At 43.2% G+C, this 15,924-nt stretch carries 13 protein-coding genes; 10 read left to right on the top strand and 3 right to left on the bottom strand.

Going from position 1 to position 15,924, the window contains the following annotated elements:
• Positions 1-587 precede the first annotated feature (587 nt).
• Positions 588-1,340, bottom strand: coding sequence for a hypothetical protein (locus tag ACFI6G_RS03710; RefSeq protein ID WP_010432340.1), 753 nt, complete (start codon positions 1,338-1,340; stop codon positions 588-590).
• A gap of 326 nt (positions 1,341-1,666) precedes the next feature.
• On the opposite strand from ACFI6G_RS03710, the gene ACFI6G_RS03705 reads away from it, so the two are divergent.
• The gene (locus ACFI6G_RS03705; protein WP_010432342.1) at positions 1,667-2,566 is read left to right on the top strand and encodes a LysR family transcriptional regulator; all 900 of its coding nucleotides are present in this window, start codon (positions 1,667-1,669) and stop codon (positions 2,564-2,566) included.
• A gap of 284 nt (positions 2,567-2,850) precedes the next feature.
• Here the strand turns inward: ACFI6G_RS03705 and ACFI6G_RS03700 are convergent, their stop codons facing one another.
• Both ACFI6G_RS03700 and ACFI6G_RS03695 read right to left on the bottom strand, forming a co-directional pair.
• Positions 2,851-3,333, bottom strand: coding sequence for a MepB family protein (locus ACFI6G_RS03700; RefSeq protein ID WP_010432344.1), 483 nt, complete (start codon positions 3,331-3,333; stop codon positions 2,851-2,853).
• Positions 3,334-3,545: 212 nt separating this feature from the next.
• Positions 3,546-4,943 carry a HEPN domain-containing protein gene (locus ACFI6G_RS03695; RefSeq protein ID WP_016799901.1) on the bottom strand — a complete coding sequence of 466 codons (1,398 nt, stop codon included), beginning with the start codon at positions 4,941-4,943 and terminating at the stop codon, positions 3,546-3,548.
• A gap of 341 nt (positions 4,944-5,284) precedes the next feature.
• Here ACFI6G_RS03695 and ACFI6G_RS03690 point away from each other — a divergent pair, with 341 nt between their 5' ends.
• The 9 genes from ACFI6G_RS03690 to ACFI6G_RS03650 all read left to right on the top strand — a co-directional run bounded on the left by ACFI6G_RS03690 (position 5,285) and on the right by ACFI6G_RS03650 (position 15,770).
• On the top strand, positions 5,285-5,959 hold the full coding sequence (locus ACFI6G_RS03690; protein ID WP_193846173.1) for a hypothetical protein: 675 nt from the start codon (positions 5,285-5,287) through the stop codon (positions 5,957-5,959).
• Between the two features lie 47 nt (positions 5,960-6,006).
• On the top strand, positions 6,007-6,705 hold the full coding sequence (locus ACFI6G_RS03685; protein WP_010432353.1) for an ABC transporter ATP-binding protein: 699 nt from the start codon (positions 6,007-6,009) through the stop codon (positions 6,703-6,705).
• Positions 6,693-7,991 carry an ABC transporter permease gene (locus tag ACFI6G_RS03680; RefSeq protein WP_010432354.1) on the top strand — a complete coding sequence of 433 codons (1,299 nt, stop codon included), beginning with the start codon at positions 6,693-6,695 and terminating at the stop codon, positions 7,989-7,991. Before ACFI6G_RS03685 ends, ACFI6G_RS03680 begins: the two co-directional genes overlap by 13 nt.
• Positions 7,984-8,778 carry an outer membrane lipoprotein-sorting protein gene (locus ACFI6G_RS03675; RefSeq protein ID WP_016792760.1) on the top strand — a complete coding sequence of 265 codons (795 nt, stop codon included), beginning with the start codon at positions 7,984-7,986 and terminating at the stop codon, positions 8,776-8,778. The genes ACFI6G_RS03680 and ACFI6G_RS03675 overlap by 8 nt, the downstream gene beginning before the upstream one ends.
• 9 nt (positions 8,779-8,787) lie before the next feature.
• A complete protein-coding gene (locus ACFI6G_RS03670) occupies positions 8,788-10,080 on the top strand; it encodes a hypothetical protein (protein WP_102357266.1) in 1,293 nt (430 codons plus the stop codon).
• Complete coding sequence (locus ACFI6G_RS03665; RefSeq protein WP_102357263.1) at positions 10,080-11,138, top strand: sensor histidine kinase; 1,059 nt, start codon at positions 10,080-10,082, stop codon at positions 11,136-11,138. The genes ACFI6G_RS03670 and ACFI6G_RS03665 overlap by 1 nt, the downstream gene beginning before the upstream one ends.
• Before the next feature lie 51 nt (positions 11,139-11,189).
• On the top strand, positions 11,190-12,038 hold the full coding sequence (locus ACFI6G_RS03660) for a LytR/AlgR family response regulator transcription factor (RefSeq protein ID WP_010432359.1): 849 nt from the start codon (positions 11,190-11,192) through the stop codon (positions 12,036-12,038).
• Between the two features lie 192 nt (positions 12,039-12,230).
• Entirely contained in the window at positions 12,231-15,011 is a 2,781-nt protein-coding gene (locus ACFI6G_RS03655; protein ID WP_016800466.1) for a M16 family metallopeptidase, read from the top strand.
• A gap of 294 nt (positions 15,012-15,305) precedes the next feature.
• Complete coding sequence (locus ACFI6G_RS03650) at positions 15,306-15,770, top strand: hypothetical protein (RefSeq protein WP_010432361.1); 465 nt, start codon at positions 15,306-15,308, stop codon at positions 15,768-15,770.
• The last annotated feature ends 154 nt before the right edge of the window (positions 15,771-15,924 follow it).

Raw genomic sequence — 15,924 nt, 5'->3', positions numbered from 1 at the left:
TAAGCATCACGAAACCTTTAGGTTATTTATCTACAGCACTATCCATTATCGCTGTAGCAACACTGTTATGCGTTTTAGGCTCGTGGTTAAACACCGATGTCAGAGCCTAAATAAGTTTACGTCATCATATAGATACGACTTGTTTGAGCTTCTTCCCGTTACTCATTGCATTCAGACGATACATTCGCTCCTCTTACCCTATACTCATTGGCAATACACGTAGGGTTAGGATGCAGTGTAAGTTCAAGAGAGGCTTCGTTTGAATTCACTTATCTTGATGGGTTTAGGTATGCACTAGCAAACGTAAACAGTTAGATATCAATCAATAGAAGCATCGAATTCGCCCGCTGGAATAAGGTTTTGAGTGTTGAATCAATACGGGATGTAGATGTAACTTGATAGAGATAGAGATAGAGATAGAGATAGAGATAGAGATAGAGATAGAGAGTCAGTTCAAGGTAAGGCCGAACTGAATAGTAAATCGTGGCTATTTTAATAGAGAAAAGTGAGAGGATTTAAGAGAAACAAAATTTAAAAAAGGCGAATCTCTCGATTCGCCTTTTAACGTATGATGGTTTTTGATCGTTTTAGAAGAATACTTTGTATTGGAACCAAACCACGGTGTCGTCAATGTCTAGTTTTTGATTGGTTGATTCCATGCTTCCATAAGTATTTTCAACCTTGACTTGTCCCCAACGTGTTTTGTCTGCCGAAAAAGGAGTTGCTGCCAGTAGGGTGGTTTTAACAGTACTCGTTTCAATATCACCATCCATGTACGTAAATTCTGGGTAGGCTGCAAAATAAGTACCATCGGCGCCTGGCTTCCAAACTGCATAAGCAGCAGCCATACCACCTACGATACTATTGTCTGTAACACCAAAGGCATTTGTTGTGCTATCTGAATATTCACCGCCCATTACTGCTGCACGGCCAAAAAAGGTCAGAGAGTCGATTGGAGTTCTGAAAATAGCGACACCACCTACTGCAGCAGTAGTAAAGCTTGCATTATCAATGATATCTAATGATGCGGCTACGCGAGGTGTAATAGCATTATTTATGTTGAACACATGGAAATATTGAGCTCGGCTGTCTTTATATTTACCTTCATTATCCATCGAACCTTCCAATGTGAACATAGACATCTGTCCGTTGTCATAAGCGTATGATAGTGCTCCTGATAGTTTTAGGTCACCTTTGTTATTGGTTGCAACATACATATTAGAGCTGGCACGAGTCATATCGGATGGATCGACTTTTTGAGTATCATCGCCAGCAAATGCAGAAATAGAAATGGTAGCAAGTAAAGCAGTAGACAAAGCGGTCATTTTTAGAGTGTTCATGGTACGTTCCTGAGTTATTTAAGTTAAGTTGCCGAAGCAATGACGCAACTTTACATAAGGTTTTTAGACTCATTAACTCTCTAGCGATGGGCTCGAACCATCGCTGCCATCCAAGCAGCGTCAGGAAAGGGGGTGAGCTCGGTTTCTCGTGGTGAAAAATATATCTATTCGCCTGTTTAAAGTGTATTTGGGAAGATATTTTGAATTGAAATTAGAGCGTGATGATAGAAATGTGTTATTTGATAAGAGAAACAGACGCTGTATTGGTTAATGTAGACTCTGGTGGTAAGATTTATTATCGAATATGAAGACTCGCAGGGCATGATATGAATTTTAGTCTTGAGCAACTAAATACTTTCGTTGCGGTATATGAACAGCAGGCTTTTAGTAAAGCTGCGATAAAATTAAATAAGCACCGAACAACGGTTGCACAAGTCATCACGAGTTTAGAAGACCAGTTAGCGATTACTCTATTCGATAGGTTGAGCCGCAGTGTTGAACCCACTGAAGATGCAGTTCTCCTTTATCATTACGCAAAGCAAATTCTAGAGCAGGCTAAAACTCTTGATAGATTTGCATTAAGTCTTTCATTTGGCGGGCTAGAGTCGGTGACGATAGCCTATGCGAGCTTTTTACCTCATCACGTTGTTTCTAAAATTCGTCGACAGCTTTATGAAGACTTCCCATCCATGCGCGTTAATTTTTTGGTCAGAACGAAACCAGAAATAAAAGCAGGGATCGAAGACGGAAGCATCCATTTTGGGATTGTGAATATATACGAAAGCAAAGTGATTAATAGTATTGATTTTACTTTTTTGGGGAATATGCCTTTTGTTCCATTTGCTCATGCAGGAAGTGAATTATCGGCTAAGCCCTCAAACGAAACGCTCTCAAAGATGAAATCTTTACGCCAGTTTGTACTCAAATCTATGGTCGATGATAAAATGACGGAGAAGGTTGTTGTTTCTTCAAAACATGAATATGTTGATCAATTAGCGGTCATTGTTAAGCTTGTCCAAGATGATTTTGGCTGGGCTCTTTTACCAAAGTCGATAATTGAATCTGAATATATGACTGAGAATTTGGTAGAGATAAAATGTGACGAGATCAAACAAGAAATAATGGTTCCCATATCCCTTTGGTGTCCACATTCAAAACAGATTGCTCAGGTAAAAAAATCGATCATCAAGGTCGCTGATTATTATATAAATAAATCAGCGTACTAAAAAACGGACACTGTATTGGGATGAGTTCATCAGGCTATAGAAGTATTGAGCTTGATGAGCTATCTATTATGAACTCGTTTAGGGCACTTTGAGTCATAAAGCGCCAAGAGTTAAATATTGGACTATCCAAGTTCTGGACATAAATGAGCCAGTAAATTTCCTAAGTTAGCAATTGACCAATCACTTTTTGTATGGGGGAAAAAACGGGGTTTTGGAAAGCTAGTATGATGAATAAAATCGCGTCACACCAGTAAAAAGGTTTGGTCTAAGAGGATTGAGTAAACCTAATTTAAATTAATGAAAATATTATTGAATTTGTCTAAGTCAACAATCTCATTATCTTCAATCCATAAAAAGAAATTACTCTGCCACCTCTGAGTTTTCTTTGCTGAATCGGAAAAAACTTTAGATTTTAACTCTCCACGGCTTGAAGTCCACGGCGGAAAAACTCTGAAAGCCATTTTCCCTTTAGCTTTGTTTGAGGTTACAACTCCCTTATTAACCAAAACAGTTAACGGGAAGATATAAATACCTCTCTTCGATATGTCGCAATCACTAACCTCAACAAAAAGATAATCTAAATCATGTTCTTCGTAAGGCATCGTTCTTCTCGGATCGGTACTATTTTCATCAGGTCTCTTCCATATTGATAGAAAATTACCTGGTCTATCTGGTGTAACATTTCCCTTTCTATAAAGTATTTTTTTTCCATCTATTGAGAACTCAAGAGCTTCATACTTACTATTTTGAGGATATCGATCTAACACGACGGGACTGGTTAACTCGCATCCTTTAGATATGAAGTTATGACGTATAAACACACTTACCTGATTAAGATACTTATACTGAGACAAAATGCTCCCCCTTCAAAAAATTCGATCCAACATAGTACACGTTAATGAGCCGTTATCTAATGAAGAAAGCCACTCAAGTATTCAAAAGTTCGAAAAGCAACCAGTAAGACAGAGCTTTAGTCTACTTATGCAATTAAGCTCCTATCGCGCTGTAATTCTTCACGTGTTGGCAACTCATCCAGAAATTTAGGTAATTTTTTGTTGAAGCCTGTTTTTTCAAAGCCAAAGAGAGAAAAATAGTAGATAGCTCTTACTAGAGTTTCCGAACAAAAATCAATGGCACAAAAATCCAATCTCTCATCGACTGATGAGCCATGAACGATTTTTGAACGAGCTTTGTAGAGTTTTTCTGCTTTGTCTTCAATCAAATCACTAAGTCCATTGTGAGTGATGTTTAAATGAGTAACTCTTCGTTTGAAGACCTCTGTAAGTTTATCTTCGTGAAAATTGACCAGTGCTTCCATTGAGCTGACGAGCTTTTGTATTTGCTGATAGAAGTTAGGTTCTCTGGTAGCATCCCCATACCATAATAAAGCTCGCTCTAAACGCTCGACGACCCTTTGACTTGAAAAATTAGGTGTTAATAGTAATTCAGGTATCTGAAATACGGTGTCTATATAGTTTGTTTCACAAGCTCTACTCTCATGAAAAGCTAGCCAAAATTGTTCTGAATCGGACTGGAAAGAGTGAAAATTACGAGTTGTCGTTTTACCCATGTTATTTCTATCTTTTCCTACTCTGTAAAAATCAAACAGGTGATTATTTCTATCATTGGACGCCAGTAGCGGGATGGCTTGGGGTGATAATCTAGTGGCTAAAAGCTTCAATGCGTTATATGTAGCATCTCTAGCTCTTTCCGCTAGTTGTCGTGATAGTTTCTTACTGCATTGTGTTGGTACAGAGACTTCTAGATAATAGTTATAGTTAAATGTTCTCGTATCTTTAAAATGGGTTAGCTCCTTTTCCGTCAGAGCAATCTCGTATGCAGGCACTAATCGAATATTTTTGCTTATTTGTAACTCATTGCTCAGGTTAAACATCGTTACTGGGAACTGATAAACAGAGCGCATAAACTCTTTTTTAAAGGCCCACACTCGACGACTTATAATGTTTTTTAACGTTTGAAATTTAACATCGAATTGCTCTCCGTCATGTATCATGCATTGAGCAAAACCATCCAAATCAGAATTAGCATACTCGTATACTATCTCTTCAATAATAGGGTTTAGTTCATAGGATAAACAATTGAGGTTTCTCTTATGTATAAGCGTCGCTAATTCTCGGATTAGAGATAGGGAGCACGATGAATGGTGCAACTGATAAATGCAAGGTTCCTTACTTTCCCATTTTTCTCTCATTTCTTCCTTTAGGTCATTAGGAGCATCAATCCATGTCAATACTGCATTGCCCATTTTAACCTTTTGGTAGTAAGCCTCAGGATCATCTAACCAGACTTTATGTGTACGAGCTAGTTCTTTTAACAGCTTTGAAAATACCTCACACTCACTTGCTGATAGTTGCATCAATACCCACCTTAATTTATTAGTTGCGGTCATTTAGATAAAATACTGACATTATGAAAAGTAAGTCAAATGATACTTAGGTGTAGTTGTGTGCTCATTCGGTCGAAACACGGAATGGGGCAGAACTGAGTCAGCTCTGTCCAAGGCCTGAAATGGGCAATATCAGATTATGTTTTGATCCATCCATTTTATTCTTTCGCTACTCTTTCTTTTTTGAATTTTCCACTCACGCCCCAGCTCAACCATTCGCTCCTCGTAATGACCATTCGTCGCATTGATAAAACTGCATGACAAATTCTAGTTAACCTTTCAACGTCAACATTTGAAAGGGATTAGAAATCATGACTACTGCAAACACGACTTACTTACTTACTTCTCTATTTAAGCGCTCATTTTTGATTGGGCTTGTTTCCTTCGCTCCTACGTTAGCTTTAGCTAACCCAAGTTCAGACGTGCTTGATATCTACAACCAAGCCGCGCAAGGCAATGAAGACTTGGTGGAAGTGGCTTACGAACGCCTGAACGACACGCTACAACAAGATGGTGCTACGCCACTAACCTTGGTTTACCTAGGCAGCACTGAAACTTTAATGGGACGTGATGCATTCTTGCCTTGGAACAAGATGAAGTATGTGGAGAAGGGCTTATCAACCATTGATAAATCACTGGTGCTGCTTAAAGACGAAGTCCAACCGATTCATGAACAACCTCGCGTTCAAGGGTTGCCAGATTCTTACCTAACTCGCGCCATGGCTGCGGTGACTTACACCTCTCTGCCAGACATGTTTAACCACTTTGACCGTGGTTATGACCTGTTCCTCTCGTTACTCGCGGAAGATGATTTCCAGCAACAACATTTCGCAGCGACATCCTGGATTTACCGTTACGCCATTACCGCATCGCTTCGCGCTGAAGACTTCAAACAAGCACAAGTGTGGCTTGAAAAAATGGAAATTGCTGATGCTGGCAATATCGAAACTATGACTGCGAAGGCGCTCATTGCAAATGCTAAATAACGGTTTACTAAATCTCATTAACGAGCTGGTCTTCAGAGGACAATGAAATGATCGAATTTAACAGTATCGGCAAAGCGTATGTGACTGGTGGTCAAAGCGTAGATGCACTCAAGGGCGTTGATGGTCAGATCCAACGCGGTGAAATGGTGGCGCTATGTGGGCCGTCGGGTTCAGGAAAAAGCACACTTTTGAATATTCTTGGTTTATTGGATATGGATTATCGAGGGCAGATTAATATTGATGGCCAACCGTATCCGACAGAGCAAATCGCCGCTGCACGTTTTCGTCGTCAGTCGCTGGGTTTTGTGTTTCAGCGATTCAATCTGGTTCCTGTAATGACTGCGCTTGAGAATGTCGCTTACCCATTGATGTTGAACCAATGCTCAAAGCAAGAACAGCAGAGCAGAGCGCAAGACATGTTAGAGCGTGTTGGGCTAGGGGATTACGTTAATCATCGTCCAGACAACTTGTCTGGAGGTCAGCAACAACGTGTCGCGATTGCCAGAGCACTGATCCACAACCCAAGCTTAGTGATTGCCGATGAGCCGACCGCGAGCTTAGATAGCCACACTGCGAACCTTGTGATCGACATTATGAAAGAGCTTGGTCACGAAATGAGTACGACTTTTATCGTCGCAACGCACGACCCAAGAATGGCGCAGCGTTGTGACCGAGTGATTGAACTTATCGACGGACAATTGGCTCCACAAGCCACAGCAACGGAGACGATCTCATGGGCAAGTTAACACAAAGAATGAGCACGTTTTTACTTCCAACTTCGGTGCGTTTGGCGTGGCTTAATCTATTAAGAAATGGTCGACGTAGTTTGTTGTCGGTGTTGATCATCGCCATTGCGGTATTTGCACTGACCAGTGCTGGTGGTTATGGGCTTTACACCTATGAGTCACTGAGAGAATCGACTGCGCGTGATACTGGCCACCTTACTTTGAGTACGCCAGGTTATTTTGAACAAGATGAAGACATGCCGCTGAGCAATGGTCTGGATAACGTACAAACGCTAACCAAGAGCATTATCGGTGATAGTGACGTGCGTGGTGTGCAGCCGCGAGTCTATTTCAGTGGTTTGGTGTCTAACGGCAGTAAGTCGACCATCTTTATGGGAACGGGTGTCAATGAGCGTGAGTTCGACATGAAAGGCCCTTTCCTTGATGTGCGCAGCGGGCAAACCCTGTCGGATGTGAAATCCCCAAGATACGATAGCCAAGAGCCACAAGTGATGCTGGGTACTGACTTGGCTCGTAATCTTAAAGCTGCGGTAGGAGATTGGGTGACTCTGCTCGCTACAACAAGTGACGGTGCTTTGAACGCTTTTGATTTTAAGGTGCAGGGCATCTACTCGACAGGCGTGCCAGAGTTGGATAAGCGTCAGCTGTATGTTCATATCACTGCCGCTCAAGAGCTTTTGGCCTCAGACAAAGTCAGTACCTTATCGGTGTTCCTATTTGAAACAAGCAAGACCTCGACCGTTCAACAACGTATCCAAACTGCTTTAGATCGAAATAGCGCTAGCCAAAGCGAACAAGGATCAGAGATCGAGATCACTCCATGGCAAGATCGCGCGTTTTTCTATACCAAGGTTAAAGATCTTTACGACCGGATCTTCGGCATCATGGGTGCAGTGATGGCGTTGGTAGTGTTTGTGTCGTTGTTTAACACCATGACCATGTCGGTGACCGAACGCACTCGTGAAATTGGCACCTTGTCAGCACTCGGCAGTTACCCTTCTGAAATCGTGGCGGGTTTCTTAAAAGAGGCGGGACTACTGGCGGTGATTGGTAGCATGATTGGCGCGCTAGTGAGTGGCTTAGTGTCGGTGTTATTGCTGGTGGTTGATATACAAATGCCACCACCTCCGGGTCGAACCGAAGGTTATCCACTCAACATTTACTTCTCATTGGAACTGGTTGGTTACGCCACTTTAGGTGTGCTGACGATATGTTTGCTGGCTGCTTATTTCTCTGCTCGCAAAGGCGTGAATAAGCCAATCACGGAGGCACTCGTTTATGTGTAAATTAACTCGTTCATTCAATATCTTGGCTTTCGCGTTGGGCTCTGTTTTGGCTCTGGTTCTAGCATCGACACCAAGCTGGGCTGTCGATTCACAACAAGTCACTGAGATGATTGCCAAAGCGGATAGCTATCGCTTGAACAGCGAACAGGCGTCTAAGGTAGTGTCTTTGGTGGCGCTATATCAAGACGAGCAATTGGATAAAACGCGAGAATACAATGTCTACACAAGGCCAAATCGAGAGTCATTAGTCGTCTTTAAATCAGCTGTTGAGGCAGGTCAAAAGATGCTGATGATTGAAGATAATTATTGGTTACTGATGCCGAAATCGCGCCGCCCAATTCGTATCACACCAATGCAAAAGCTATTAGGTGAAGCGTCGGTTGGCGATATCTCGACGCTGACTTGGAGCGAAGATTACCAAGGCGAGTGGGTTGCCGATCAGCAGGTTGAGATGCCCAATGGTGAACAGCTCGATACCCATCACCTAAAGCTCGCGGCGAAAACTAAGGGTGCCAGCTATCAATCGATTGATCTGTGGTTAACGGCAGACCGAGCGTTTCCAGTTAAAGCGGATCTGTATCTGCGTTCAGGAAAGCTGGCAAAACAAGCTTGGTTTACTGAGGGCGTGCGTGATGGTTTACCCACAGTGGTGTCGATGACCTTGCTCGATAAGATTCAACCAAGCAAGAAAACCGTGATTGAGTACCGCAAAGTGATTGAACAAAGCTTGGAAGACAAATATTACAACCCTGCTTATTTATCGCGTAACAGTGTTTCTGGCCTGTAGGTGGACGTCATGAAAGCGCCCAATCGCCGATTCCACATAAAGTCTTCAATCACTACTTTGCTTGCTTTGTCTTGTGTGAGTAACACGATTCAAGCAGACGATCTGAGCTTGGCCTGGGATTGGCAACTGAGCGCTGAGTCGGTTGAATCGCGAGAATCGCCATTCAGTCCTTTAGCATCAGATAATCGTCAGTCACTCAATGGTTTGCTGGATCTAGAGGTTGGCTATGGCAATTGGCTTGGCCTGTTTGCCGTGAAAGCCAACGATATTCTAAGCAACAACCCTCAACAACAAGACGCGAGCTTTGAGTCTGAATTCATTGTGCGTGAGTTGTTTTGGCAAGGTGGTGTTGAGATGTCGAATTCAGTAATCGGTGACCACTATCTTGATGTGACGCTTGGTAAGGTTCGTTTGGATTGGGGGGTGGGTTATGGCTATCGGCCTTTAGACATCATCAAACCTTATCGCCAAAATCCTGTGGGTATTGTGGTTGAAGAAGGGGCGGGAGTCGCTTCGGCGTCACTGTTCGATATGACGGGCGAGTGGACATTGCTTTACAGTGATTCGTCATGGACTTCCCAAGATGTAAATGAATTCGAAAAGCAGAATCAGCAACAAGGGCTTGGGATACGTCGTTATAACTTAGTGGGCGATCACGAATATCAATGGGTCGCTTATTACGATGATGTACGCCACGGCTTGCTCGGGGCTAGTTTGGTTTCGGTATTAAACCTCGCGTGGGAGTTTCACGGTTCTGTGGTTTATCAGCGACAAAGCCTAGGCTACAGTCAGCCGAGCTCAATGCTTAAACCGGTTTATCTAGAAGAGCAGGGCGAGGCTTATCAAGCGTTGGCAGGACTAACATGGGCCAATGACTCGGGGCACAATGTGGTTCTGGAATATTGGTTTGATAGCCGAGCTTGGAGTAACTCTGAATGGCAAAGTGCGATAGAAAGTGCAGTGTCTTTGTCGGTTAATCCGATGACAGCTTCGTTGGCAGGTTCTTATGCGCAAGGCTATCAGCACGCCAATTTAGTTCAACACAACATCATGTTTCACTGGTCTATGGATTCGACACATGGCTGGCTTGAAGATATCACGCCGACATTCGACGTCATGTTATCTCCACAAGACGGCGGCTTTATTGCAACGCAGTGGCTCAACTATCAGGCTTTAGATAATGGTAATTCATCGTTGGATTTGGAACTTGCTGCACGCTTTCTAGAAGGTAAAAATGATTCTGCTTACGCCAACTTACCTGATAGTCATATGATTCTCTTAAATATCAAAGGACGATTTTAATGAACACTTCTTCAAACAGTCGGTTTTCATGGATTAAAAGCTTCGCGTTCACCACGCTATTTTGTGTTCTTATTGCGATTACAACCCATACGATTTGGGGCGGTGGATTAACGGTTAACCTGGCAATCAGTTTTGGCTTTGGCTACAGCGCGGTGGGTTCTTCTTTCATGTTGGTTAAGTTGTTCAAGAGAACATCCCGAACGCTTGAAGTGGGGATCTCAATGGTGTTCGCGATGACGGTTGGTACCTTGAATGCGCACTACTGGTTGAACGGATATTTCGGAGCCAATATCTCGGACCTTAAATCTGTGGTGTTGCTCGGTGTGATTTTCTGTTCGGTTTGCTATTACTATTTCTACACCCGAGAGCAACAGTTACGTGCCGACAACGAATTGGAAGTAGCCAAACGTCGTCAGGCCGATCAAGAAAAGGTGGTGGTGCTAAGCCAGCTTAAGCAATTGCAAAGCCAAATTGAACCGCACTTCTTGTTCAACACACTTGCGACCATCAATGTATTGATTGAGAGTGACAGCACGAAAGCCAAGTTGATGCTCGAAAAACTGACTAACTTGTTGCGTGTGACTTTGAAAAACAGCCGTACTGAGCAATCGACCATCGCACAAGAGGTCGACTTGTTAGACGCATATCTTAATATCCAAAAGATACGTTTGGGTGAGCGTTTAGCGTTTTCTATTGAAACACACGAGATTAGCTATTTGCAGGTGATTCCCCCGTTCTTGATTCAACCTTTAGTCGAAAATGCACTCACGCACGGCATCGAGCCCAAAGCCGCAGGTGGTAAAGTGAATATCTGCATTACTCAACAAGCACAGCTGCTAAAAATCGAAGTTTCAGACAATGGCGCTGGGCTAAAAACGCCTTCTGCGAATACGGGGCACGGTGTTGGGTTGAGCAATATTCGTCAGCGAATAGAAACTCTTTACGGTGAGAAAGCTAGCCTGACGATCACTGAGCAAGCTGAGGGTGGGGTGGTATCGACGATCTTATTACCGCTCATAAGCGAAACTGGCTCCGAGAGCGATGAGCCGAAACTCTAAGAACAGCAACTAAAAACAGACGATTTACAGTGTGAATTTAAAGGAATAATAATGACTAACCCAGCAGTAAAGCCGAACGTAACGGCAATTATCGCAGACGATGAAGCACTGTTAAGGCATCACCTAGACAAGAGCCTTGCTGAGGTTTGGCCTGAGCTAGAGATTGTCAGCAAGGCAACAAATGGATTGGAGGCGATGCAGAGTATTCAGCAGTTTGAGCCTGATGTGGTCTTTCTTGATATTCGTATGCCGGAGCTGGATGGTATCTCGTTGGCGAAACAATTGAACAAGCTAGATTCGCCGCCCTTGGTGGTTTTCATTACCGCTTATGATGAATACGCAGTTAAAGCCTTTGAGCACAATGCGATGGATTACCTGCTTAAACCGATCAATGAAGAGCGCTTACTCGCTACCTGTAAGAAGGTGCAAGCGCGTCTGTCGAGTAACCAAGCGCAATCAGGTATTACGCCAGAACAACCGAATATCACGGCGTTAATGGCTCAGCTTCAACAGTTATCACAATCGACGTCACAGCAAATGCTGTCTCCTTCTCAATCTCAGAAAAAGCATCTCACTTGGCTCAAAGCCAGCGTTGGGGAAGACATCCACCTTATCGCCGTTGATGATGTGGCTTACTTCAAAGCGGAAGACAAGTACGTCTCGATATTCAAAAAAGGCCAAGGCGGTTCGTTAGAGGAGTTTATTCTTCGCGTATCACTAAAAGAGCTGATCGCCCAGCTTAATCCTGATGAGTTTTGGCAGATCCATCGTTCTGTCGTGGTGAAAGTCTCGGCCATTGATAAGGTGAAGAAAGGGCTCTCAGGTCAAATGTCGGCGTATGTATCAGGCGAGAAGCTACCTATTAGTCGAGCGTCGCAAGTGCTCTTTAAAGGGATGTAGCCATTGATTTTAAAGGGACGTAATAAGTTCTTATCAAAACGCCATTTTAAACGAATACTGTCGATTTTTTATAGCGCGTGATGGTTTATAAAATGAGGATGCAGATCACAAAGATATTCATCGGGTTAAATATTAAATAATAATCATTAATTCAATCTGTATATTGTTGATGAATGACATTAAGAGGTTGTTATGAAAATATATTATTTAGCGACGGCACTATGCCTTACCTTAGTTGGCTGTAGTTCAACATCAAATATCACCGAAACCTTAATCCAGCCGGATCCGGCATGGACATCAGGCCAGCTAGAAAATGGTCTTACCTACCATGTTTATCCAGATCATGAAGAATCCGTATCTGTTCGGTTAGTCGTGCACGCGGGTTCGTTCCAAGAAACTGACCAACAAGAAGGTTATGCTCATTTCTTGGAGCACATGGCATTCAATGGCAGCAAGAATTTCTCTCAAAATGACGTGATTCGCTTATTTGAAGATGCCGGCGCTAGCTTTGGTGCTGATATTAATGCTTATACCTCTTACCAAGAAACCGTATACGAATTAGATTTACCAGATAATACACAATTAGAGCAGGCTTTAACCTGGCTGCGTGATGTCGGTGATGGCCTTGAAATCGCCGATACGGAAGTAGAAAAAGAGAAAGGCGTTATTATTGGTGAATTTCGTTATGCACGCTTAGATGATAAACCATTCGCAGAGCAGTTCTTCGATCACTTTATAGAGGGCAGCCAGTATGAAGACCAAGATGCATTGGGTTCCAAAGGATCTGTGCTCAACGCGACTTCTCAAGGGATAAATAGCTTTTATCAGACTTGGTATCAGCCCCAAATTGTCGAGGTGATTGTCTCGGGTGACATTGACAAAAAAACGGCTATTCCACTCATTGAAGCGAAGTTTTCTAGCTGGGAACGTGGTGAAACACCAAAGCCAGGAAAACAAAGAATCATAAAGTTCAATGACGGTGATTATATCGAGTATGCAGAAGGGGAAACCCCAAGTATTTCTTTGATGATCAACCGAGGTTCAAGCGAGATAACGACTCGCGAACAACAGCATCAACTTTGGCTCGATGAAACTGCACAACAACTGATTCGACAACGACTCAACACCAAGTTCAATGACGCGGCCTTAGCGACTCAATGGGTGGTGGCTGAACATTACTCAATGGAATATCAGCGCTATTCATCGATCAGTGTTGGTTTCCCTGTTGGTGCGCGTGAGGTGACTCAACAAGAGCTTATCGCGACATTGGCATCTCTACGTGATTATGGTGTCTCTGAAAGTGAGATCATCAGCGAGCAGAACTATTATCAAGACTTGCTCGATAATGTTGAGGTCGACTGGGACAACATGGACAGTGCTCAACACGCTAATCAGAAAACGTTGGCTTTAGTGAACGAGCAAACCGTGCAATCACAAAGAGACTATGAAGCGAGCCTTGAAGAGTTTGTCGCGAATCTCGATCTTGAAGGGATTAATGCCAGTATCAATGCCTTGCTTTCTAGTGACTATTTTTTAGTGGTAGGGATGAGTGAAAGCGAAGATAAAGTTGCGGTTACCCAAGCTATCGATAGCTTAAAAGCAACCTATAGCGAAGCGGGCGCCAAACCTGTGCTTGCAGTGACCAGCAGTGCTTTTGCCGTACCGAGTTCTCAAGGTGATATTGTGTTGGTCGAACAGATGTATATTGACCCATATGTTCAAAAGTGGACGCTCAGTAATGGTATCGATATGTGGTATCTGCGTGATTCTCTTGCTGGTAATGAAGTGGGTATGTACTACACAAGCTTAGGGGGCAAGGCCGTTTTAGACTCAAGCTTATATCCAGCGACCGAGTTGGCTCTTGCGGCTATTGGTCGAAGTGGTGTTGGCAGTTTTACAGGAACGGAGCTTGATGCGCATCTTGATCGTGAAGATATTAAAGTTTATCCGTTCATCGAACCGACTCGCCACGGCGTCGAGTTTAAGATCAAAAAGAGTGGTTTAGCGGAAACTTTTGCCGCACTCAACGCGATCGTGACATCAGTGAAAGTATCACCAGAGCAACTAGCGGCGGTTAAGCAAGAGTTCATTCAAAACCGAGAATCCTACTTAGCAAGCCCAGCTGGTCAGTTCGCCTATGCAATGAACAAAAATACTTATCAAGCAAACAGCGACCATGTGTTGTTAGACGGAAAAAGTGTTGAAGCGGTTTCCGTTGAGGATGTAAAGAATGTGCATCAGCAGTTATTCGGGCAATTGCGAAGTAACCAACTGGTTATGGTGGGCGATATTGATCCTAGTGAACTGAAACCTTTGGTTCGCCAGTACTTGGCTTCTATTCCGTTGGAGAAAACCGCTGCACCTGACTTTAACGTCGCGTACAAGCACCCTTCCAAAGCGCGTATTGATTTGGCGGTTAACAGTGCCAACAGTACTGAGTACATGCTAAGAGTGATTGCGGAGCCTTCCGTTAATACAGGAATGGTAAGAGGGCAAACGGCGAAAGATATCTTTATGGAAGATCTGCTACAACGCGTGCTTTCTACTCGTTTAGATGCGTACATTCGTGAAGATTTAAGCCTAGATTATTCACCTTATTCTTACTATGTATCTCAAGATGGAGAAACAAGTCATGATTGGTTTATTGGTGCGATGATCGCCCCTGAAAATACTGAACAGATAGAAGTGGCGATTGATAAAGTGGTTGCAGACCTTTTGAAGGGGGTCTCACAAGATGAAGTTAGAGCGGCGGGCAAGCAATTAGAAGCGGATTTTACGCCTTTAGATGCTAGCACTGTTGACCAAGCATGGTTCGTGTCTCGTTATCTTTTGCACGACTATGGCGTAGCAGCTTTGTTTAACGTAAAAGCGACGATTCGCTCAATTTCTCGTGAAGACATGAATCAACTTGTGCAGCGTATATTTGGTGAAAACAGCCGTAAGGTTAAAAATATCATGCGTCCTAAAGCCTAAAGCCTAAAGCTATAAGCAAACAGAAAGACTTAACTCAAAGCCAAGCATGCACTGATGCACTGCTTGGTTTTTTTGTTTTTTTACATTATTCATAACATCAATGTATTAGGTGTTGTTGGCCGCATTTAAAGGCATGTAGTTCTAAATGCGAGAGTGCTTAATCGGTTGCTTCGTATCATTTTCTAAAAAAATGTTTTAAATCAAGACAGCGTTTCATTTGTATTGTAAATTGGCGATCTACGAGAATGTTGTTTGGATATTAGATTGCTTAAATTAGGTACCCGATTAGTCTTAATGTTGTTTTTACTGAGCTTTGGCTTAGTGAATTCTAACGGCTATTCGTTCCCTTCTAAGCCATTCCAAATCCACTCCGCTCAAGAGCAGCCTTCGCAGAATAATCTTTGTAAACAAGCTGCTGCGGATAATCCGTCGAGCTACATGGAATGTGACCAGGTTCAGTTTGACACTGCGTCTTTAGGTGATAGTTCCAATTATCACGACACTGAATCGAGTCTCCAAGCGGTAACCTTTAGACGTATGCTCAGCAACGAGCAAGAAAGCGTGGCCGACCTTGAGCCTGCTTATCATCTATTGATCGACTTCTCTCCCCCATCACTACTGGCATCTCTGCTCTTCAACACGCCGATGTTGGATACTAAGCAGCATTGGACCAGCATTGTGAGTTCTCCGTCCTCCCGGCTTTCGGGGTGGAAAGAGGGCAACATCCAATACTCGCATTTCCGAGAACTTCTCAGCTAATCGTTTGACCCTAAATTGGTCGTCTCGATGGTCACTTGTGCCCGTTGAGCTCGCCAGTTAACCAAGACAAACATAGCGACATCAGCTTTAGCATCACTACCGTTCAATCAGCTTGTTCTGGTTTTGGCTATCGATCGTGTTCGCAAAACATTAG

The sequence above is a fragment of the Vibrio sp. PSi01 genome, from assembly GCF_054960695.1.
The sequence above is the reverse complement of the archived record's forward strand: the minus strand, read 5'-3'. Positions and strand labels throughout refer to the sequence as shown.